Origin of the sequence: uncultured Bradyrhizobium sp. (assembly GCF_936943645.1) — a bacterium.
GTDB lineage: Bacteria > Pseudomonadota > Alphaproteobacteria > Rhizobiales > Xanthobacteraceae > Bradyrhizobium.
Genome location: NZ_CAKZJO010000045.1, coordinates 13,442 through 33,440, shown reverse-complemented (window position 1 = coordinate 33,440; position 19,999 = coordinate 13,442). Strand labels below are relative to the sequence as shown.

The window sequence follows — 19,999 nt, the reverse complement described above, 5'->3', positions numbered from 1 at the left end:
GTCGCTATTTCGCAACACTCGGCAGATCGAGCCCTTTCTCGCGGGCGCAGTCGATCGCGATGTCGTAGCCCGCATCCGCATGGCGCATGACGCCAGTGGCGGGATCGTTCCAGAGCACGCGCTCGATACGCTTGGCGGCCTCGGGCGTGCCGTCGGCGACGATCACCATGCCGGCGTGCTGCGAATAGCCGATGCCGACGCCACCGCCATGATGCAGCGACACCCAGGTCGCGCCGCTGGCGCAATTGAGCAGCGCGTTCAGCAGCGGCCAGTCGGACACCGCATCCGATCCGTCCTTCATCGCCTCGGTCTCGCGGTTGGGGCTCGCCACCGAGCCGCTGTCGAGATGATCGCGCCCGATCACGATCGGCGCCTTGAGCTCACCGCGCGCCACCATCTCGTTGAAGGCAAGACCGAGTCGATGGCGGTCGCCGAGGCCGACCCAGCAGATCCGCGCCGGCAGGCCCTGGAACTTGATGCGCTCCTTGGCCATGTCGAGCCAATTGTGCAAATGCTTGTCGTCAGGCATCAGCTCCTTGACCTTGGCGTCGGTCTTGAAGATGTCCTCGGGATCGCCCGAGAGAGCTGCCCAGCGAAACGGGCCGACGCCGCGGCAGAACAAGGGGCGGATATAGGCGGGCACGAAGCCGGGGAAATCGAACGCGTTCTTCAGGCCCATGTCCTGCGCCATCTGGCGGATGTTGTTGCCGTAGTCGAGCGTCGGAATGCCCTGCGCGTGGAAATCGAGCATCGCCTGGACGTGCTCGACCATCGACGTCTTGGAAGCGCGCTCGACCCCCTTCGGATCAGACGCGCGCTTGGTTTCCCAATCGGCCAGCGTCCAGCCTTTCGGCAAGTAGCCATTGACCGGATCGTGCGCGCTGGTCTGGTCGGTGACGACGTCAGGCTTGACGCCACGGCGCACCAGTTCCGGGAAAATCTCCGCGGCATTGCCGAGCAGGCCGACCGAGACCGCCTTCTTGGTCTTTGCGGCATCCTCCATGATCGCCAGCGCTTCATCGAGCGTTGCGGCCTGCCGGTCGAGATATCCGGTGCGCAGGCGCATCTCGATGCGGCTCGGCTGGCATTCGACCGCGAGCATCGAGGCGCCGGCCATGGTCGCGGCCAGCGGCTGCGCGCCGCCCATGCCGCCGAGGCCGGCGGTGAGGATCCATTTGCCGGCGAGGCTGCCGCCATAATGGCGACGGCCGACCTCGACGAAGGTCTCGTAGGTGCCCTGCACGATGCCCTGGCTGCCGATATAGATCCAGGAGCCGGCCGTCATCTGGCCGTACATCATCAGGCCCTTGCGATCGAGCTCGTTGAAATGGTCGAGCGTCGCCCAATGCGGCACGATGTTGGAATTCGCGATCAGCACGCGCGGCGCATCGGCGTGGGTGCGGAAGACGCCGACCGGCTTGCCGGACTGGACCAGCAGCGTCTCGTCGCCCTCGAGCTTGCGCAGGGCCGCGACGATCCGGTCAAAACTCTCCCAGTCGCGCGCCGCACGGCCGATGCCGCCATAGACCACGAGCTCGCTCGGGCGTTCCGCAACATCAGGGTCGAGATTGTTCATCAGCATGCGCAGCGGCGCTTCCGTCAGCCAGCTCTTGGCGCTGATCTCGCTGCCGCGGGGGGCGCGAATGGTGCGATCGTTATCCAGTCGGCGGTTCATGGGAGCCCCTTTAGTCAAGTCTCGGAAACGGATCGGATGAAAGTGCGGCAATCGCGACGGCCGGCAGCGTATCGGCTTCAATCAGCGCGGCAGCCTTGGCGAGATCGCCGGCCATATAGCGGTCGGCCCCGAGCGCCGGCACCTGCTCGCGCAACATTGCGATGACGGCGACCAACGGCGCGCTGGTCGCATGCGGTGCGCGCAAGGTGATGCCTTGGGCTGCCACCAGAAGCTCAATGCCCAGAATGGCGGCGAGATTGTCGGCCATGTCGGCGAGGCGCCGGGCCGCATGCGCCGCCATCGAGACATGGTCTTCCTGGTTGGCGCTGGTTGGCGTCGAATCGATCGAGCAGGCGAGCGCGCGCTGCTTGTTCTCGGCATAGAGCGCGGCCGCCGTCACCTCGGCGATCATGAAGCCTGAATTGATGCCGGGATCCGGGGTGAGGAACGGCGGGAGGCCGAAATTGAGCGCGGGATCGACCAGCGTCGCGATGCGCCGCTCGCTGATCGCGCCGATCTCGGACAGCGCCAGCGCGATGGCATCGGCGGCGAATGCCACGGGCTCGGCGTGGAAATTACCGCCGGAGACGATCTCCCCGGTGTCGACCAGCACCAGCGGATTGTCCGTGACGGCATTGGCCTCGACGATCAGCGTGCGCGCCGCCTGTGCGATCAGATCGAGCGCGGCACCCGCGACCTGCGGCTGGCAGCGCAGGCAATAGGGATCCTGCACGCGTTCGTCGCCTTCGAGATGCGACAAACGGATGTCGCTGCCCTCGAGCAATGCGGTCAGCGTCGCGGCGGCAGCAATCTGCCCGGCATGCCCACGCAGCGCCTGGATTTCGGGGCGGAACGGTGCCGTCGACGCCATCGCCGCATCGACCGACAACGCGCCGGTCACGAGAGCAACGCGCGCCAGGCCAAAACCGCGCAGCACGCCGGAGATGGCATAAGCCGTCGAGAACTGCGTGCCGTTGATCAGCGCGAGCCCCTCCTTGGGGCCGAGCGTCAGCGGCGCAAGTCCGACCACGGCAAGCGCCTCGCCGCCGGACACCGTCTTGCCATCAACGATCGCCTGCCCCTCGCCGATCATCACCGCCGTCATGTGCGCGAGCGGCGCGAGATCGCCTGAGGCACCGACCGAGCCCTGCTGCGGCACCAGCGGAGTGACGCCCAGCGCCAGCATCGTCTGCAATTGCTCGATCACCTCGCGGCGCACGCCGGAGGCACCACGCCCGAGCGAGATAATCTTCAATGCCATCATCAGCCGCACGATGGGCTCCGGCGTCGCCGCGCCGACGCCGCAGCAATGCGAGACGATCAGATTGCGCTGGAGCAGCGCGGTCTGGTCGGGCGGAATGCGCTTCGACGCCAGCTTCCCGAAACCGGTATTGATTCCATAGACCGGCGTCGCCGCCTGGGCGGCCTTCGCGACGATCGCCGATGCCGCTTCGACGCGCGGCCAGAACGAGGAATCGAGGACGACAGGCGCGCCAGCGAGCACGCGCGCGAGATCGTCGAGGCTGACCGTTCCCGGCTTGACGACGATCGCTGCGCCCTGCTCGGTCACTGTCCCCTCCACACCCGGCGATGCAGCGGATTGAAGCCGATGCGATAGACGAGCTCGGCAGGCCGCTCGATGTCCCAGATCGCGAGGTCGCACCACTTCCCGGCTTCCAGCGTGCCGGTCTCGCTCAGCACACCAAGCGCCCGCGCGCCTTCTCGGGTGATTCCGGCAAGGCACTCGCCGACCGTCATGCGGAACAACGTCGCGCCCATGTTCATGGTGAGCAGCAGCGAGGTCAGCGGCGAGCTGCCGGGATTGCAGTCGGTCGCGAGCGCCATGTGCACGCCATGCCTGCGGAACGCCTCGACCGGCGGCTTCTGCGTCTCGCGGATGAAGTAGAAGGCGCCGGGCAGCAGCACGGCGACCGTTCCGGCCTTCGCCATCGCGGCGGCACCGGCTCCGTCGGTATGCTCGAGATGATCGGCGGACAATGCCGAGAATTTTGCGGCGAGCGCGGCGCCGCCGAGGTTCGACAGCTGGTCGGCATGCAACTTGACCGGCAACCCGAGCCTTCTCGCCGTCTCGAACACCCGAGCCGTCTGCTCGGCCGAGAATGCGATGCCCTCCATGAAGGCATCGACGGCGTCGGCGAGGCCGGCCTTTGCAACAGCCGGCAGCATCTGCTTGCAGACGAGATCGATGTAGCGATCCTTGTCGCCATCCGCTTCCACCGGCAGCGCATGCGCCCCGAGGAAGGAGGTGCGGATCGCAACCGGCCGCTGGCGACCGATGCTGCGCGCAGCCGCGAGCTGCCGCATCTCGGTTTCGGTGTCGAGGCCATAGCCGGACTTGATCTCGACCGTGGTCGCGCCCTCGCCGATCAGCGCATCGAGCCGCGGCAGTGCGCTTGCGACCAGCTCCGCCTCGCTTGCCTTGCGCGTTGCGGCCACCGTCGAGACGATGCCGCCCCCGGCGCGGGCGATTTCCTCGTAGCTCGCGCCCTTCAGGCGCAGCTCGAATTCGTGCGCGCGATTGCCGCCGTAGACGAGATGCGTGTGGCAGTCGACGAGGCCGGGCGTGATCCAGCGCCCCTCGCAATCGATCCGCTCATTCGCGTCCGCATCGGCAGGAAAATCCGCCTTTGCGCCCGCATAGGCGATGCGGCCGCCACGCGCGGCGATCACGCCATGCTCGACCTCGCCGACCTCAGGACGGTCGGCCTGCATCGTTGCAAGGCGGGCATTATGCCAGATCCGGTCGAAGCGCTCTGCCATGCGGGTATCCATTCGCCCTGGGATGCTTGACTTATATGTCTAGACATATAATCGTAAGCCCGTTCTGTCCAGCCGGCGTGTCATCAATCATGTCCCGACTGCATTTCGCCTCCGCGCTCCTGCCTTCGGGCTGGGCCAATGACGTGCAGGTGGTGATCACCGCCGGCGCGATCGCGGCGGTGACAGCGGACGTGCCGCCGGCAGCGGGCGACGAGCGCCACGCCATCGCGCTTCCGGGATTGGCGAGCCTGCACAGCCACGCCTTCCAGCGCGGCATGGCCGGCCTTGCCGAGCTGCGCGGCGACAGCACCGACACCTTCTGGACCTGGCGCGAGACGATGTATCGTTTCGCCCTCGCGATGACACCGGACGACGTCGCCTCCGTCGCGACGCTGCTTTATGTCGAGATGCTCGAGCAGGGCTTTACCCGCGTCGGCGAATTTCATTATCTGCATCACGACCGCGACGGCTCGGCCTATTCCGATCCCGCCGAAATGGCCGCACGGATCGCACAAGCGGCCGAAGCCTCCGGCATTGCGCTCACGCTGCTGCCGAGTTTTTATGCGCATGGCTCGTTCGGCGGCGCGGCGCCGCATGACGGCCAGCGCCGCTTCATCTGTTCAGTCGATCAGTTCGCCGCGCTGGTGGCCGCATCGCGCAAGGCGATCGGCGCATTGCCAGGCGCCAACATCGGCATCGCGCCGCACAGTCTGCGTGCGGTGACGCCGGACGAGCTCGCAGCGATCATTCCGCTGGCCGAAGGCGGGCCGGTGCATATCCATGCCGCCGAGCAGACCCGGGAAGTCGATGATTGCCTGGCCTGGTCGGGCCGGCGTCCGGTGCAATGGCTGCTGGAGCACGCGCCGGTCGACCGGCGCTGGTGCCTCATTCATGCGACACACATGACGGATGAGGAAGTCGACGCATTCGCCGCGACCGGCGCGGTCGCGGGCCTCTGCCCCATCACCGAAGCCAGTCTTGGCGATGGCATCTTCGCCGCGCGCGAATTTCTCGCCGCCGGCGGCAGGTTCGGCATCGGCACCGATTCCAACGTGCTGGTCGGCATTGCCGACGAGCTGCGCCAGCTCGAATACGGCCAGCGGCTCAAGCATCGCCAGCGCAACGTGCTTTCCAGCGGCGCCGGCCGATCGACCGGGCGGACGCTGTTCGATCACGCGCTTGCGGGCGGAGCGCAGGCGCTGGCGCAGACGCCCGCCGGCCTCGCGCCCGGCGCACGCGCCGACATCGTCACGCTCGACGCCACGCATCCATCGCTGGCCGGACGGGCGCACGACGCGCTCATCGACGGCTGGATCTTTGCCGCAGGCGGCGGCGCGATCGATTGCGTCTGGGCGGGCGGCCACAAGGTCGTCGAGGGCGGGCGGCACAGGCTGCGCCAGATCGCGCGCGAGCGCTTTAACGCCACGGTGCGGAGGCTCGTCGCATGAGCCTTGCCACCGACGCAGCCGACAAGCCCACGCTCTACAAGCGCATTCGCGCCGACATCGAGAAGCGCATCCTCACCGGCGAGTGGCCGCCGGGCCACCGCATTCCGTTCGAGCATGAGCTGGTCGCACGTTACGGCTGCTCGCGCATGACCGTGAACAAGGCGCTGTCGGAGCTGGCACAAGCCGATCTGATCGAGCGGCGGCGGCGCGCGGGCTCCTTCGTGCGCCGGCCGCAGCACATGTCGGCGGTGCTCAAGATCGCCGACATCCGCGCCGAGATCACCGCGCTGGGGCGCGCCTACGGCTACGAGCTGATCCATCGCAAGCTCCGCACTGCAACCACCGCCGACCGCGATCGTCTCGGCGTCAAGAAGGCCGGCAAGGTGGTCGCCATCACCTGCCGGCACAGCGCCGACAACGTGCCGTTCGCCGTCGAGGACAGGCTGATCGACCTGTCGTCCGTGCCTGATGCCGCGACCGCGGACTTCTCGCGCGAGCCGCCGGGCTCCTGGCTGCTTCATCACGTTCCCTGGACGGAGGCCGAGCACACGATCAGCGCCATCGTCGCCGACGATCGCACGGCGGACGCGCTCGGGATCGCCGTCGGCGCCCCCTGTCTCGTGATCGACCGCTTCACCTGGCGCAGCGCCCGTACGATCACCACCGTGCGTCTGCTCTATCCCGGTGACTCTCACCGCCTTGTCGCGCGATTCAAGGGAGGCTGAGATAATATGTCGGCACAAATCGTGCAACGCTTCGAGCAACGGCCCATAGGGCCGACATGAAGAGATCAACAGGACGTCAATCCATCGATCGGCAGAGGACGACAATCATGCGTAGTTCGACGATATTTGCGACAATCATTGCTCTTGCAGCCGCCACTCCCGTGCTCGCCGACGACATCAAGGTCGGCGTCGGCATCTCCGGATGGACCGGCTTCGCGCCGCTGACGCTGGCGAAGGAAGCCGGCATCTTCAAGAAGAACGGGCTCGACGTCACCATCAAGAAGATCCCGCAGAAGGACCGGCATCTCGCCGTCGCCTCCGGCGACATCCAGTGCGCGGCGACCACGGTCGAGACCTGGATCTCCTGGAACGCCAATGGCGTTGCGACCAAGCAGATCTTCCAGCTCGACAAGAGCTTTGGCGCCGACGGCATGGCCGTGCGCAACGACGTCGCCGCGATCAAGGACCTCAAGGGCAAGACCGTCGCCGCCTCCGCGCCCGGCACCTCGCCGTATTTCGCGCTGGCCTGGATGCTCAAGAAGAACGGCCTCACCGTGAAGGACGTCACCGTGGTCAACCTCGAGCCGGCCGCGGCCGCGCAGGCCTTCGTCTCCGGCCAGAACGACGCGGCGATGACCTATGAGCCGTATCTGTCGACGGTGCGCGCCGCGCCCGACAAGGGCAAGATCATCGCGACCACGCTGGACTATCCGATGGTCATGGACACCTTCGGCTGCACGCCGAAATTCCTGACCGAGAATCCCAAGGCTGCGAAAGCGCTCGCCGACAGCTATTTCGAGGCGCTCGACATGATCGCCAAGGATCAGGCCAAGGCCTATGAAATCATGGGCGCCGACGTGAAGCAGACCGGCGAGCAGTTCGCCAACTCGGCGAAGTATCTGCGCTGGCAGGACAAGGCCGCCAACCAGAAGTTCTTCGCCGGCGACTTCCTGACCTTCAACAAGGAGGCCGCCGAGCTCCTGCTCGAGATCGGCATCATCAAGGCTGCGCCGAAGGTCGAGGACCTCTTCGACGCCAGCTTCATCAAGTAAGTCGCTTCAAAAAGCTGCCGGCTCCCCCTCGCGGCGGGGCCGGCACGTCTCACCGGCCGGATAAATCGTCGATGCGTCCTCTTGACCCTGTTACATCGAAGCAGCGCCTGGCTTACGGCCTTGCGTTCTTCGTCGTGTTCGTTGCCCTGTGGTCGTGGGCGACCTTCGGCGGCCATGTGTCGAAAGTGTTCCTCGCCAACCCGCTCACCATGGTGCAGGAGGGCGTTGATCTCATCACCAAGCAGGGCTTCCTGTACGACATCGGCATGACGATCTGGCGCGTCGTCGGAGGTTTTGTGCTCGCTGCAGTCATCGCAGTTCCGCTCGGGCTGTTGATGGGGGCCTACAAGCCGGTCGAGGCCTTCCTCGAACCGTTCGTCTCCTTCGCCCGCTATTTGCCCGCCTCCGCCTTCATTCCGCTCCTGATCCTGTGGGCCGGCATCGGCGAATTGCAGAAGCTGCTCGTGATCTTCATCGGCTCGGTGTTCCAGGTCATCCTGATGGTCGCGGTGACCGTCGGCGCCACGCGGCGCGATCTGGTCGAGGCGGCCTATACGCTCGGGGCCGGCGACCGCGGCATCATCCGCCGCGTGCTGCTGCCCTCCTCCGCGCCTGAAATCGCCGAGATCCTGCGGCTGGTGCTGGGCTGGGCCTGGACCTACGTCATCGTCGCCGAGCTGATCGGCTCCTCCTCCGGCATCGGCCACATGATCACCGACAGCCAGGCGCTGCTCAACACCGGCCAGATCATCTTCGGCATCATCGTGATCGGGCTGATCGGCCTGCTCTCGGACTTCCTGTTCAAGGCGTTCAACGCCTGGCTGTTTCCGTGGAGACTCGCATGACGATCCTCAAGGTCGAGCAGGTCTCGCGCACCTTCCCCGCGCGCCACGGCAATGCGCCGACCAGAGCGCTGGAGCCGACCGACCTCGTCATCGGCAACAACGACTTCGTCACCATCCTCGGCCCCTCCGGCTGCGGCAAGTCCACGCTGCTGCGCATCGTCGCCGGGCTCGACCGCCCGACCAGCGGCCGCGTCACGCTCGACGGCCGTGAAGTCACCGGCCCCGGCGCCGACCGCGGCATGGTGTTCCAGTCCTACACGCTGTTCCCCTGGCTCACCGTGCGCGAGAACATCGCCTTTGGCCTGCGCGAACGCGGCGTGTCCGAGGCCGAGCGCAACAAGGTCGCAGACGCCTTCATCCGCCAGGTTGGGCTGTCCGGCTTCGAGAACCACTGGCCCAAGCAGCTCTCCGGCGGCATGCAGCAACGCACCGCGATCGCGCGCGCACTCGCCAATGACCCGAAAATCCTGCTGCTCGACGAGCCGTTCGGCGCGCTCGACAACCAGACCCGCGCGCTGATGCAGGAGATGCTGCTCGGCATCTGGGAGCGCGACCAGAAGACCGTTCTGTTCGTCACCCACGACATCGAGGAAGCCATCTTCCTCGGCAGCCGCGTCATCGTCATGAGCGCGCGCCCCGGCCGCATCAAGGCCGAGATTACCGTGGACCTGCCGCATCCGCGCTCCTACAAGATCAAGACCACGCCGGAATTCGTCCAGCTTAAGGAACGGCTGGTCGAGGAAATCCGCACCGAGGCGCTGAAGGTTGCCGAACATGCCTGACATCAAGCCGCGCGCCGACGGGAAGCGCGTTCTCGCCGATCTCAACGCGCTACGCGCCATCGGCACCTACAAGACCGGCGTGCACAAGCCGACCTTCTCCGAGCCGCACCGGCTTTCGCTGGACTGGCTGGTGCAGAAGCTGCCCGATGCCGGCCTCACTGCGGCGATCGACGGCATCGGCAACGTGTTCGGGACCAGCGCGAAGGCGGGACCGAAGCTGCTGGCCGGCTCGCATCTGGAGAGCCAGAACTATGCCGGCTGGCTCGACGGTCCGCTCGGCGTCGTCTATGCGCTCGAGGCCGCGCGCGTGCTCAATGCCGACCCCTCGCTCAAGGGCGCGGTCGAAGTCGCCGCCTGGTGCGATGAGGAAGGTCATTTCGGCAGCTTCCTCGGCTCGCGCTCCTATGTCGGTCAGGTGACTGACGCCGAGATCGACGCCGCGCGGGACCGCACCAGCGGCCGTACCATGCGCGATGCGCTCGCGGAGATGGGGCTCGCCGGGCGCCCGCGCGTCGGCGTCGAGCCGGGCCGCCATGTCGGATATCTCGAGGCGCATATCGAGCAGGGCGACACACTCGAGAGCGGCAAGCTTGCGGTCGGCGTCGTCACCTCCATCGTCGGCATCTGGCAGTACCGCATCAATTTCACCGGCGAACAAAATCATGCTGGCACCACGCGCATGGCCGTGCGCAAGGATGCCGGGCTGGCGCTCGCCAGATTCTGCGTCGCCATCGACGAGCGCTTTCCGGCCGCCTGCGGCCCCCGTACGGTCTGGACCACCGGCCGCATCACGCTCGATCCGGGCGCGCCGAGCATCATTCCCGGCGGCGCCGAGATGCTGTTCCAGATCCGCGACGACAACCCGGCCGTGATCGCGCGGCTCGAGGAGTTGCTGCAAGCCATGGCGGCCGGGGCCACAGCGAAGGGCCCCTGCTCGGTCAACGTCGAGAAGATCCGCACCGGTGCGCCCGCCATGATGAACCCGGGCATTCAGGATGCGATCGACGCCGCGAGCAAGGCTCTGGCCGGCGGACGTTCCATTCGTATGCCCAGCGGCGCCGGCCACGATGCGCAGATGCTCGCAACGGTCATGCCGGCCGGCATGCTGTTCGTGCCGTCGATCGGCGGCATCAGCCATCACTGGACCGAGAACACCGCGGACGCCGATATCGTCACCGGCGCAGAGGTGTTCGTCGATGCCTGCCGGCGGATCCTGAGCGCCTAGGATCATTCGGCACCCGGCGCAGAACGAGCCATATCGCATTTCCGCGTGAACCTTGAGCAGGATCGTGCAAGGCGCGACCGGTTTAGGAAAGACACCGGTTCGAACGACGCCTAGCCTGCCTCGCCCCACGCGAGAACGCTCACGATGTCCGACGTCCCTGCCGCAACGCCCGCCTCGATCGTTGACGCCCTGAAGGCCGTCGCCGGCAATCCGCCAAAGGTCCGCGCGAGCTTCGCCAAGGGCTCGTGCGTTCGCGGCACCTACACCCCGTCGGACCGGGCCGGGGAAGTCACGCGATCGCAGAGTTTTACGAAACCATCGCGCGTTCTGGCGCGCTTCTCGGTGGGCGGCGGCAATCCTGCAGTCGCCGACACCGACAATCTGGTGCTGCGCGGTTTCAGCTTCAAGCTCGGCGACGACGATCACCGCTCCGACATTCTCGCGGAGAGCGCGCCCGTGCATTTTGCGCGAACGCTGGACCAGATGCAGGCTTTCCTCGAGGCCCGCATCCCGGGGCCGGACGGCAAGCCTGACATGGCGAAGGTCAAGGCCTTCTCGGCGGCCAACCCCGAGACGCTCAACCAGGCGAGTTACGTCGCCGCACGCCGGCTGCCCGGAAGCTTTGCCGGCACGACCTATTGGGGCGTGCATGCCTTTCCGGCAACGAACGAGCAAGGCGAGACGCGCTTCATCAAGTTCAAGATCGTCCCGACCGGCGGCGAGATCACGCTGAGCGACGACGAAGCGAGGGCGAAGCCGGCCGACTTCCTGCGCGCCGAACTGGGCACACGCATCGCAGCGGGTCATGTCCGCTTCAACGTGATGGCCCTGCTCGACCGCCCCGGAGATCCCGTCATGGATGTGACCATGCGCTGGCCGGATGAGGATAGCCGCGACGAGGTGCGGCTGGGCACGATCGTGATCACGGGATTCGAACCGGACCCGGCCTGCGACGCCTCCATCTTCAATCCAGCCAATCTCGCCGACGGTATCGGCCAGCCACCGGACGAGATCTTCGCGGCGCGGCGCGCCGCCTACGCCATCTCGCTCACCAAGCGTCGCTGAGGACGAAAGCCCCCCGAATTTACGCTTCGCCGCTCGGAGCACCGAGCGCGTCGCGGCGCCAGACGGCCGGACTGACGCCGGCGATCGACGAAAACACCCGCGTGAAGTGACTCTGGTTGGCGAACCCGGCAGAGATCGCGATCTCCGACAGCGGCAGGTCGCGGACGGTCATCAATTGCTTGGCGGCCTTCACGCGCTGATGCAGCAGCCATTGGTGCGGCGGCAGGCCGACTGAGATTCGAAACGCGCGCGAGAAATGACTGACCGAGAGATCGAGCTCGGCCGCGACCTTCTGCAACGACAGCCTGCCGCCGAGATCCGACTCGAGCCTCTCGCAGGCGCGCTTCGCCTGCCACGGTGCGAGACCGCCGCGCGCGAGCGCGGACGTGCGCTGAAGCCCGCCATAGGCCTGGGCGACATGAGCAGTCAACCCGAGCATCATGTGGTCGATGAAGAGCTGGTTGGCCTCGTTCGGCCTGCGCAGGCCTTCCTGCAGCGACGCACCGATGTGGCGAATGATTCCATCATCATGCCCGACGCCGGCCTGACAGTCGAGCTCGTCGACCCGCGGCACCTTGCTCTCTTCGACGATGCTGTCGAGCGCCGAGCGCGGAATGTAGAAGAACAGCGAGTGGAACGGCTTGTCGATCACGTAGCGCGGATCGCGCTTGAGGTCATAGAGATAGGTCGCGCCGGCGCGAACGTCCGCCTTCATGACGGGCTTGCCGCGCTCCCAGAGCTCGCAATCCGGGTAGTCGTGCAGCTTCAGGCTGACCAGAAACGCATCTTCAGCCGCCAGCGAACCGGAGAGGCCGGGCACCGGGTGGTCGTTCCGTGTTTCGGTGACCGCGAGCTCGGCGCTGCGCAGCGAGCGCGTGACCAGGGCGCGCGGCGCTTCCTTCAGGTGCAGGAATTGCCCGAGCTTCGATCCGTAGGCGCCTGCCTGTGCCATTCAATGAGTCCTTCTGTGGCAATTCACGTGCAGGCCACAGCGTCCTGGGATTTGCGGAGCGGTATTATCCGGCATCCGCAAATGACTGTCCACGCGGCAAACGTTGCGAGCACGATCGCCGCGATGCTCGTGTCCCGCGCAGCGGAACGATTTCACAGCAACTTCAACGCGATGTCACGGCGCGGCGGTCTTCGGCCCCCATCACGCGTTTTCACAAATGCACGACAATGCGCGCGACCCGTGGTCGTGCCGCATCAGTTAGAACGACGTTCCACCGCCGAACCTGAACTCCTGGACGATGTCGTATTTGCCCTTGGTGATCGGCACGGCATAGTCGAAGCGCAACGGTCCGAACGGGGAAGCCCAGATCAGGCCGACGCCAACCGACGATCGCACCGTGTTGCCGTCGTCATATTGCAACCCGCAGGTCGGGCACGCCTTGGTGTTGACCTCACCCGTGGCCGACCACGAGGTGGGCCCCTGATAGCCCCAGAGCGAGCCGGCATCGGCATAAACCGCTCCCTTCAGGCCGACCTCCTTGGGCAGGAACCAGAACGGCATCTGCAGCTCCGCGGACGCGCCCCAATATTTCGTGCCGCCGAGCGCATCGCCGTTGGAGCCGTAGTTGTAGTAGGTGATGTCGCGCGGACCGATACCGTTCGATGCGAAGCCGCGCACCAGGTTCGGCCCCATCTGGAAGTGGTCCAGCATGCGCAGATCCTGGTTGCCGAGCTTGCTGAGAAGGCCGCCCTGGAGATGGATCACGCTGACGATGTCGGAGACGAGCGGCGTGTAGTACTTGGTGTCCAGCGCGGTCTTCAGATAGGTGACATCGCCGCCGACCCCGGCGAAGTCCTGCTTGAAGTCGACCAGCAAGCCGTCCGTCGGGTTCTTGGTGTTGTCGAGCGTGTTGTAGCTCAGCGTATAGCCGAGCGCCGAGGTCCAGGTCGCGCCGTTCGCCAGTTCCTTCCGGACCGGCAGACTCGACTCGCCGTCGCCATAGCAGCCGTAGCCATAGACTCCCGAACTCGTCGAGTTGGTCGGGTCCACGCCGGCCAGGACGTTCTGGATGTAGGCCGGCGTCGGATTGAAGGCCAGCGAGCTGTTGGACGCGTTGTTGTTGCAGTTGTTGTAGGCGCTGGCGAGCGTGATGCTCTGCTGATAGAGCGAATAGCGCAGCTGGAGCGAGAGGTCTTCGCGCAAGGCAAGGCCGATGCGGGGAGAGAAGCCGAGGGTCGTCACGCCGTAGCTCGTATAGCTGTTCGACTTCTGCTGCTTCCAATACGTGTCGAATCCGAGCGCCATCCGGTAGTCGAGCAGATACGGCTCGACGAAGGACAACGATATGCCGCGCGAATATTGGCCGTAGCTGACGGAGGCCTTGGCGTAGAGTCCCTTGCCGAGCAGATTGCGCTCGGAGACGGAGACTTCGGCGAGCGCCCCGTCGGTGGTGGAGTAGCCACCCGAGATCGAGAAGTCGCCGGTCGATTTCTCCTCCATCTCGACGACCAGGATGACGCGATCGCTGGAGGAGCCTGGCTCGGTGACGATCTTGACGCTCTTGAAGTAGTCGAGATTCTTCAGCCGTCGCTCGGCGCGGTCGACCAGCGCGCGATTGTAGGCATCTCCTTCCGAGAGGTCGAATTCGCGGCGGATCACGTAGTCGCGGGTGCGGGTGTTGCCGCGCAGGGTGATGCGCTCGATATAGGTGCGCGGGCCTTCGTCGACATTGAACACGATCGAGACCGTGTGCGCCTCGAAATTGCGGTCGCCGCCGGGACGGACCACGGCAAAGGCATAGCCGCGGCGCGAGGCCTCGATCTGCATCTCCTCGACCGACTTTTCGACCTGCTCGACGTTGTAGAGCGAGCCGGCACTGACACGCGAATAGGTGCGGAGCGTGCCCTCGTCGAAATTGGCAATACTGGAGCGGAACTCGACGGAACCGACGCGGTATTGCGCGCCTTCCTCGATCTTGAAGGTGACGTTGAAGCCCTTCTTTTCCGGATCGTATTCGGTGAGCGCGGCGACCACCTGGACGTCGGCAAAGCCGTTCTTGAGATAGAAGCGGCGGATCAGGTCACGGTCGGCTTCGACGCGGTCCGGATCGTAGATGTCACCGCTGGTGAGGAAGCTCAGCAGGTTCGATTCGCGGGTCTTGATGACGTCCCTGAGGCGATAGGACGAGAACGCGCTGTTGCCGACGAACTCGATCGACTTGACACCGGTCTTGGCGCCCTCCTCGACCGTGAACACGAGATCGACACGGTTGTTCGGCTGCTCGATGATTTCAGGCGTGACGCGGACGTCGTAGCGGCCGGAGCGCCGGTAGATCTCGGCAATGCGCAGCGTGTCGGACTGCACCAGAGCGCGCGAGAACGTCCCGCGCGGCTTGGACTGGATTTCCGCCGAGAGCTGCTCGTCCTTGATCTTCTTGTTGCCCTCGAAGGCGATGCGGCCGATCACGGCATTCTCGACCACGGACACCACGATACGGCCACCGGATCGGTCGATCTTCACATCCTGAAACAGACCGGTCGCGATCAGCGCCTTGAGCCCGTCGTCGATGGCGGATTGATCGAGACGTCCGCCCGGGCCCGGCCTGAAATAGGAGCGGACCGTCTCGGCCTCGACGCGGCGGTTACCTTCGACCACGACCGTTTCCACGCCTTGCGCCGCCGCCGGTTGCGGCAACAGTGCAAGCGAGCCTGCAATCGATACGGCACTCATCGCCACGGCGATCAGCCAGGCCCGCAAATACGACATTCCACACCTCGAACAGCACGTCACATGCTCTGAAACGGGAATGCTGTGGCGGCGATGTGGCTTTGAGATTTCCGGATTGTTTCTGCTCGTTGAATTTCGTGTGGGGAGAAGGGTGCAGGCCGCGCGTGTCCCGCACAGGCCGCAGCGCACAGCGTTGCGGCTCAGAGCCGGGACCCAGGTGGCGCGGCGCGATGCGGATGGATGGGCCCCGGCTCTGCAGCGCACCGTCCCCCGGACAATGCTTCGCAGCGCCGGGATGACGCTGCGCTGCGTCCGGGGCACGGGAGCGGAGGATGGGGCGTGCTGTCTCCCCGCAATGACGAAGTGTGAGTGACGGCCTGCTTCTCCAAATGACGCTGTCATTCCCCGCCTTGTGCGCAATTGCGCACTGGCCGGGCGATGACACTGAGTGTGTGGCGGCAGTGCCGTAGGGTGGGCAAAGGCGCATAGCGCCGTGCCCACGATCTTTCTCCATGAGCAACAGGACGTGGGCACGCTTGCGCTTTGCCCACCCTACGACATCGCGCGTTTGGCACGTAGCTCGGCTTGCAGACATACCTTCTCAGCCTCGCGGCTTGTTTTGCCCGAGCTTTGCTTCGTCTCGCGGCCCTCAAATCCAAGAGGGCACAGGGAAGGCCGGGTGCCGACAGGCACCCGCGGTCCGCTGCGCGAAATGCACACGCAGGAAGAACCGCACAGCAGCATACAGGTGGTGCCGATCACTCGGCCTTCCCTGCGCGATGGTCGGACGGCTTATGCCGTGCTCTCCCGGGAGCCGAACTTTCCTTCTGGCCTCCCTCGCCGTTCGAATTGGATGATGCCGTCCACCCGGTTGGGCTCGCGCACATCTTCGATCCGGCTTGACCGTAGCAACGACGGCCAGGACCACACGGTTTTGCCGTACGCGTTCAGCGCCGCTCGTCTGCACGCGGGGTTCGGGCTCACAGGGACTACCCGCCCTGCCCGTCCCATCTCGTGCCGTCGCTGCCGCGTCCACCGCAAGCCCGGCTCGCGATCAAGACGACGACGAGATCGCCCCTCTTGGTGAGCCGGGATGAGCGATGGATACGACAAAACCGAATTTCGGTAAAGTGGAATATTTTTATGTGGGCGAATTGACAGAGCGCGACCACAGGCACGGTGCCGTAGGGTGGGCAAAGGCGCGCGCTTGCGCGACGTGCCCACGATCTCTCTCGGTTCACAGGCAGAACGTGGGCACGGCGCAAGTGCGCCTTTGCCCACCCTGCGAGAGCCTCACCCCTTCCGCGACACCGGCCTCCCATCCGCCATCGTCGTCACGCCCTTCCGTTCCACGATCATGCCATAGGCATGCGGCTGGCGGTGGACGTCGAAATTGAAGGTGGTGCGCTTGTAGGAGTTGCAGAGATCGAGATCGCAGCGGGCGAGCGCGAGCTCGTCGCCCTTGGTCGTGCACCGCGCGATGATCTCGCCGGGGGGCGCGATGATGCAGCTGCCGCCGATATGGTCCACCCCCTCCTCGACGCCGGCCTTGGCGACGCCGACCACGAAGGTGCCGTTCTGATAGGCGCCGGACTGCATGACGAGATGATTGTGGAACAGCGAGAGATCGTCATGCTCGGGCGCGGGCGGATTGTGAACCGGCGTGTTGTAGCCGATCATCACCATCTCGACGCCCTGCAGGCCCATCACCCGATAGGTCTCGCTCCAGCGGCGGTCGTTGCAGATCGCCATGCCCATCACCCCGCCGAAGGCATGGACCACGCCGAAGCCGCGGCCCGGCTCGAAATAGCGCTTTTCCAGATGCTGGAATTTCCGCCACGGCTCGTGCTCGGCATGGCCGGGCAAATGGACCTTGCGGTACTTCAGGACGATCTCGCCGCTCTTGTCGACCAGGACGGTGGTGTTGTAGCGGCGAACGATACTGTCCTCGACGGTCAGCTCGGCGTAGCCGAGATAGAAGCCGATACCGAGCGCGCGGGCGAGATCGAACAAGGCTCGCGTGTCCTCGCCCGGCATCTCGCGCTCGAAGAAGCTGTCGATCTCGGCCTGATCCTCGAAATACCAGCGCGGAAAGAACGTCGTCAGCGCAAGCTCGGGATAGACGATCACATCGCAGCCGTTGGCGTGGGCCTGGCGCATCAGCGCCATCAGCCGCGCCACCACCTCCGTCCTCGTCTCGCTCCTCGCGACAGGGCCAAGCTGGCCGGCCGCGACAGTCACAAATCTTGCCACGCGTCATTCCCTCGTTGTCCGAAGTGCGCCCGGCCTGGACTCTATTGAGCGGCGCACCGCGCACACAGGCCGGTCCATCTCGTCGTCGTCAGGCGACACAATCAAATTTCGTGCCGGTGGGTATCATCGTGAGGCGGCTCGCGACCGCTCTTGACCAGATCACGGGAACTTCGTTGCGGATATGCAACGGTTCCCCACGGTCTGAAGCCCGACAAAACAAACTCCCATTCCGGCCACGAACCACTCTCACAAGGCCGTGAGACTATCAGGGGAACGACGATGCGTGCACAACGCGTTTGGAAAGTGAATGGGGATGCCAGCATCGGGCACCTCCAATCGAGACTGGATGACCTCAACAAGCGTCTCGGTCAGCTCGAAAGCCAGCATCCCGAGAGCTGGAAGCTCGAGGAACTCAAAGCCAGCGCGCTCAGCCTGTCGCGCGAGATCGACGACATCCGCTGCGCCGAGGCGACGGCGGCCTTGAGCGAGTTGCTGCGCAAGTAATCGGCACAGGCTGAACTCGTCGATTCCGGGCGCCGAAGGAACCAACGTCACGTGCCGCCATTTCCATGCAGAGCATGGAGCACGATCATGACCAGGCACCTGACGCGAACCCATCTCGCGCGCGGCGTGGCCGGCGCGGTGTCCACGCTGGTCCTGTGCGCGACGCTGGCCTTCGGCCTCGCGCGCCACTTTGCGCTGTGAGGAATTTTTCATGGCGTCCGATCCCGAGGAGCAGGTGCGGCTGCAAGGCTTTGGCGAGATGACGTTGCGCACCGCGGTCGCGACGCTGATGCAGCTTCCCCCGCGCGAACGACCGGATGCGGCGATCTTCCGCGTCCGCGATGGCGTGCGGCTGGCATCGAGCGAAGTCGCCGAGCTCGCATCAAGCTGGGGCATCGAGCCGGCGCCGCAGGTGCGATCGCCGCGGCTGGTCCCGGAGCAACACTGGCCGGACATCGTCCGCGGCATGGTGCGCGAGGCACCGCTGCCGGCGCTGCTGGTGGCGTTTATGGTGGGGATGGTGGTGACGCGGCGATGACCAGCAGGATGGGTAGACCAAAGCGAAACGCCTCACTTCCCTGCCCGTCGAAACCTTCGATGGGTTTCGCTTCGCTCCGCCCATCCTACGAACTGTAGTCCTCTGACGTACCAGGCAATGTCGGATCGTTAGCTCGCGACGAGCCATGCCGCCGCAGCAAGCCGCCCTGCCCGGCCAAATCGGCCGTGGACCCGCTTTGAAAATCGTTGCAAAAAGGTGTTCCGAGGCGGCGGCGGCCGGTCTGCCAAGCCTCTGGAAAACGTCGACTTTTGGAAGAATGGTCGGAGTGGCAGGATTCGAACCTGCGACCCCTGCGTCCCGAACGCAGTGCTCTACCGGGCTGAGCCACACTCCGACAAGAGGCCGGCTTATAGCGTCGGGCTTGGCGCACCGCAAGCGGCCGAGATGAGGAATTTTGTCCCTGTGAAAACGGGTGTTGAAACGCTGATTTTACCGGCCGGCGCGGCCGGCGCGAAGGCTGCCGCCCGCACCCTGGCGGCCGGCGGGCTGGTCGCGTTCCCGACCGAGACCGTCTACGGGCTCGGCGCGGACGCCGCCAACGCGACCGCGATCGCCCATCTCTACGCCGCCAAGGGGCGGCCGGCCTTCAATCCGCTGATCGCCCATGTGCCTGATATCGCCGCCGCCCGTCGGATCGGGCGATTCGATGCGCGCGCCTTGAGGCTGGCCGAGGCGTTCTGGCCGGGGCCGCTGACGCTGGTGGTGCCGAAGACGGAGGGCTGCCCGGTGGCGGAGCTCGCCACCGCCGGCCTCGACACGGTCGCGATCCGCATTCCCGCCCACCCCGTGGCGCAGGCGATCCTGCGCGCCTTCGGCGGGGCCGTGGTGGCGCCGTCCGCCAACATCTCCGGCCACGTCTCGCCGACACTGGCCGCCCATGTCGAGAGCGATCTTGCGGGGCGGATCGACCTGATCGTCGACGGCGGGCCCGTCACGGTCGGTGTCGAATCGACCATCGTCGGCTGCTTCGACACCGCGATGCTGCTGCGGCCCGGCGGACTGTCGCGCGAGCGGATCGAGGCGGTGCTCGGCGCAGCGCTGGCGCGACCGCCAGTGGAGGCCGAACGCGACGACAGCCAGCCGCTGGCGCCGGGCATGCTGGCCTCGCACTACGCGCCGCGCGCACCCGTGCGCCTGCGCGCGCGGGAAGTGGCGCCGGGCGAAGCGCTGCTGGCGTTCGGCTCCGAGCGGCTGCCCGGCATGGAGACCGCCGCCGTCATGAATCTGTCGCCCAGCGGTGATCTGGATGAAGCCGCCGCCAACCTGTTCGGCTATCTTCGCGCGCTGGACGCGAAGGGCCCGCTGGGGATCGCGGTGATGACCATTCCCGAGGTCGGCCTTGGCGAAGCGATCAACGACCGGCTGCGCCGGGCTGCCGTGGCGAGATGAGAGTGGAAGAAGAGACA

The 19,999-nt window shown here is 65.8% G+C and carries 16 protein-coding genes and 1 tRNA gene; 10 read left to right on the top strand and 7 right to left on the bottom strand.

The features are described from left to right. Positions 1-4: 4 nt before the first annotated feature. The 3 genes from hutU to hutI are packed head-to-tail and all read right to left on the bottom strand — an operon-like array spanning position 5 to position 4,456. Positions 5-1,675: a urocanate hydratase gene (gene hutU, locus Q0743_RS06950; protein ID WP_298240829.1), complete on the bottom strand. Its 1,671-nt coding sequence runs from the start codon at positions 1,673-1,675 to the stop codon at positions 5-7. Between the two features lie 10 nt (positions 1,676-1,685). Continuing rightward, entirely contained in the window at positions 1,686-3,245 is a 1,560-nt protein-coding gene (gene hutH, locus Q0743_RS06945) for a histidine ammonia-lyase (protein ID WP_298240828.1), read from the bottom strand. Continuing rightward, entirely contained in the window at positions 3,242-4,456 is a 1,215-nt protein-coding gene (gene hutI / locus Q0743_RS06940) for an imidazolonepropionase (RefSeq protein ID WP_298240827.1), read from the bottom strand. The genes hutH and hutI overlap by 4 nt, the downstream gene beginning before the upstream one ends. Before the next feature lie 89 nt (positions 4,457-4,545). Here hutI and Q0743_RS06935 point away from each other — a divergent pair, with 89 nt between their 5' ends. From Q0743_RS06935 to Q0743_RS06905, 7 genes are all read left to right on the top strand, one after another. Next, entirely contained in the window at positions 4,546-5,904 is a 1,359-nt protein-coding gene (locus Q0743_RS06935) for a formimidoylglutamate deiminase (RefSeq protein ID WP_298240868.1), read from the top strand. Further along, positions 5,901-6,629, top strand: coding sequence for a histidine utilization repressor (gene hutC / locus Q0743_RS06930; protein WP_298240826.1), 729 nt, complete (start codon positions 5,901-5,903; stop codon positions 6,627-6,629). Before Q0743_RS06935 ends, hutC begins: the two co-directional genes overlap by 4 nt. A gap of 107 nt (positions 6,630-6,736) precedes the next feature. After that, positions 6,737-7,681 carry an ABC transporter substrate-binding protein gene (locus Q0743_RS06925; RefSeq protein WP_298240825.1) on the top strand — a complete coding sequence of 315 codons (945 nt, stop codon included), beginning with the start codon at positions 6,737-6,739 and terminating at the stop codon, positions 7,679-7,681. A gap of 71 nt (positions 7,682-7,752) precedes the next feature. Beyond that, entirely contained in the window at positions 7,753-8,526 is a 774-nt protein-coding gene (locus tag Q0743_RS06920; RefSeq protein WP_298240824.1) for an ABC transporter permease, read from the top strand. Next, positions 8,523-9,308: an ABC transporter ATP-binding protein gene (locus tag Q0743_RS06915; protein WP_298240823.1), complete on the top strand. Its 786-nt coding sequence runs from the start codon at positions 8,523-8,525 to the stop codon at positions 9,306-9,308. Before Q0743_RS06920 ends, Q0743_RS06915 begins: the two co-directional genes overlap by 4 nt. Then, complete coding sequence (locus Q0743_RS06910) at positions 9,301-10,533, top strand: Zn-dependent hydrolase (RefSeq protein ID WP_298240822.1); 1,233 nt, start codon at positions 9,301-9,303, stop codon at positions 10,531-10,533. The genes Q0743_RS06915 and Q0743_RS06910 overlap by 8 nt, the downstream gene beginning before the upstream one ends. 144 nt (positions 10,534-10,677) lie before the next feature. Next, entirely contained in the window at positions 10,678-11,598 is a 921-nt protein-coding gene (locus tag Q0743_RS06905) for a catalase family peroxidase (protein ID WP_298240821.1), read from the top strand. Positions 11,599-11,617: 19 nt separating this feature from the next. Here Q0743_RS06905 and Q0743_RS06900 read toward each other — a convergent pair whose 3' ends face one another. The 3 genes from Q0743_RS06900 to Q0743_RS06890 all read right to left on the bottom strand — a co-directional run bounded on the left by Q0743_RS06900 (position 11,618) and on the right by Q0743_RS06890 (position 17,530). Continuing rightward, entirely contained in the window at positions 11,618-12,550 is a 933-nt protein-coding gene (locus Q0743_RS06900) for an AraC family transcriptional regulator (RefSeq protein WP_298240820.1), read from the bottom strand. Between the two features lie 258 nt (positions 12,551-12,808). After that, the gene (bamA, locus tag Q0743_RS06895) at positions 12,809-15,316 is read right to left on the bottom strand and encodes an outer membrane protein assembly factor BamA (protein ID WP_298240819.1); all 2,508 of its coding nucleotides are present in this window, start codon (positions 15,314-15,316) and stop codon (positions 12,809-12,811) included. A 1,254-nt stretch (positions 15,317-16,570) separates the two neighbouring features. Then, positions 16,571-17,530 (bottom strand): N-carbamoyl-D-amino-acid hydrolase, encoded by a 960-nt coding sequence (locus tag Q0743_RS06890; RefSeq protein WP_298240818.1) that lies wholly within the window; start codon positions 17,528-17,530, stop codon positions 16,571-16,573. Between the two features lie 279 nt (positions 17,531-17,809). Here Q0743_RS06890 and Q0743_RS06885 point away from each other — a divergent pair, with 279 nt between their 5' ends. Beyond that, entirely contained in the window at positions 17,810-18,034 is a 225-nt protein-coding gene (locus Q0743_RS06885) for a hypothetical protein (protein WP_298240817.1), read from the top strand. Between the two features lie 211 nt (positions 18,035-18,245). Continuing rightward, positions 18,246-18,572 (top strand): hypothetical protein, encoded by a 327-nt coding sequence (locus Q0743_RS06880; RefSeq protein ID WP_298240816.1) that lies wholly within the window; start codon positions 18,246-18,248, stop codon positions 18,570-18,572. Positions 18,573-18,850: 278 nt separating this feature from the next. Here Q0743_RS06880 and Q0743_RS06875 read toward each other — a convergent pair. After that, positions 18,851-18,927 (bottom strand) — tRNA-Pro (locus Q0743_RS06875). Positions 18,928-18,995: 68 nt separating this feature from the next. Between Q0743_RS06875 and Q0743_RS06870 the strand changes: the two genes are divergently transcribed. Further along, positions 18,996-19,982: an L-threonylcarbamoyladenylate synthase gene (locus Q0743_RS06870; protein WP_298240815.1), complete on the top strand. Its 987-nt coding sequence runs from the start codon at positions 18,996-18,998 to the stop codon at positions 19,980-19,982. Positions 19,983-19,999: the final 17 nt, after the last annotated feature.

What these genes read in the sequence shown, in the direction of transcription:
- Q0743_RS06880 (WP_298240816.1), top strand. Translation starts at nt 18,246, where the DNA reads ATGGCGTCCGATCCCGAGGAGCAGGTGCGGCTGCAAGGCTTTGGCGAG.
- Q0743_RS06905 (WP_298240821.1), top strand. Translation starts at nt 10,678, where the DNA reads ATGTCCGACGTCCCTGCCGCAACGCCCGCCTCGATCGTTGACGCCCTG.
- Q0743_RS06920 (WP_298240824.1), top strand. Translation starts at nt 7,753, where the DNA reads ATGCGTCCTCTTGACCCTGTTACATCGAAGCAGCGCCTGGCTTACGGC.
- Q0743_RS06925 (WP_298240825.1), top strand. Translation starts at nt 6,737, where the DNA reads ATGCGTAGTTCGACGATATTTGCGACAATCATTGCTCTTGCAGCCGCC.
- Q0743_RS06910 (WP_298240822.1), top strand. Translation starts at nt 9,301, where the DNA reads ATGCCTGACATCAAGCCGCGCGCCGACGGGAAGCGCGTTCTCGCCGAT.
- hutI (WP_298240827.1), bottom strand. Translation starts at nt 4,456, where the DNA reads ATGGCAGAGCGCTTCGACCGGATCTGGCATAATGCCCGCCTTGCAACG.
- Q0743_RS06885 (WP_298240817.1), top strand. Translation starts at nt 17,810, where the DNA reads ATGCGTGCACAACGCGTTTGGAAAGTGAATGGGGATGCCAGCATCGGG.
- bamA (WP_298240819.1), bottom strand. Translation starts at nt 15,316, where the DNA reads ATGTCGTATTTGCGGGCCTGGCTGATCGCCGTGGCGATGAGTGCCGTA.
- Q0743_RS06935 (WP_298240868.1), top strand. Translation starts at nt 4,546, where the DNA reads ATGTCCCGACTGCATTTCGCCTCCGCGCTCCTGCCTTCGGGCTGGGCC.
- Q0743_RS06900 (WP_298240820.1), bottom strand. Translation starts at nt 12,550, where the DNA reads ATGGCACAGGCAGGCGCCTACGGATCGAAGCTCGGGCAATTCCTGCAC.
- hutU (WP_298240829.1), bottom strand. Translation starts at nt 1,675, where the DNA reads ATGAACCGCCGACTGGATAACGATCGCACCATTCGCGCCCCCCGCGGC.
- Q0743_RS06915 (WP_298240823.1), top strand. Translation starts at nt 8,523, where the DNA reads ATGACGATCCTCAAGGTCGAGCAGGTCTCGCGCACCTTCCCCGCGCGC.
- hutC (WP_298240826.1), top strand. Translation starts at nt 5,901, where the DNA reads ATGAGCCTTGCCACCGACGCAGCCGACAAGCCCACGCTCTACAAGCGC.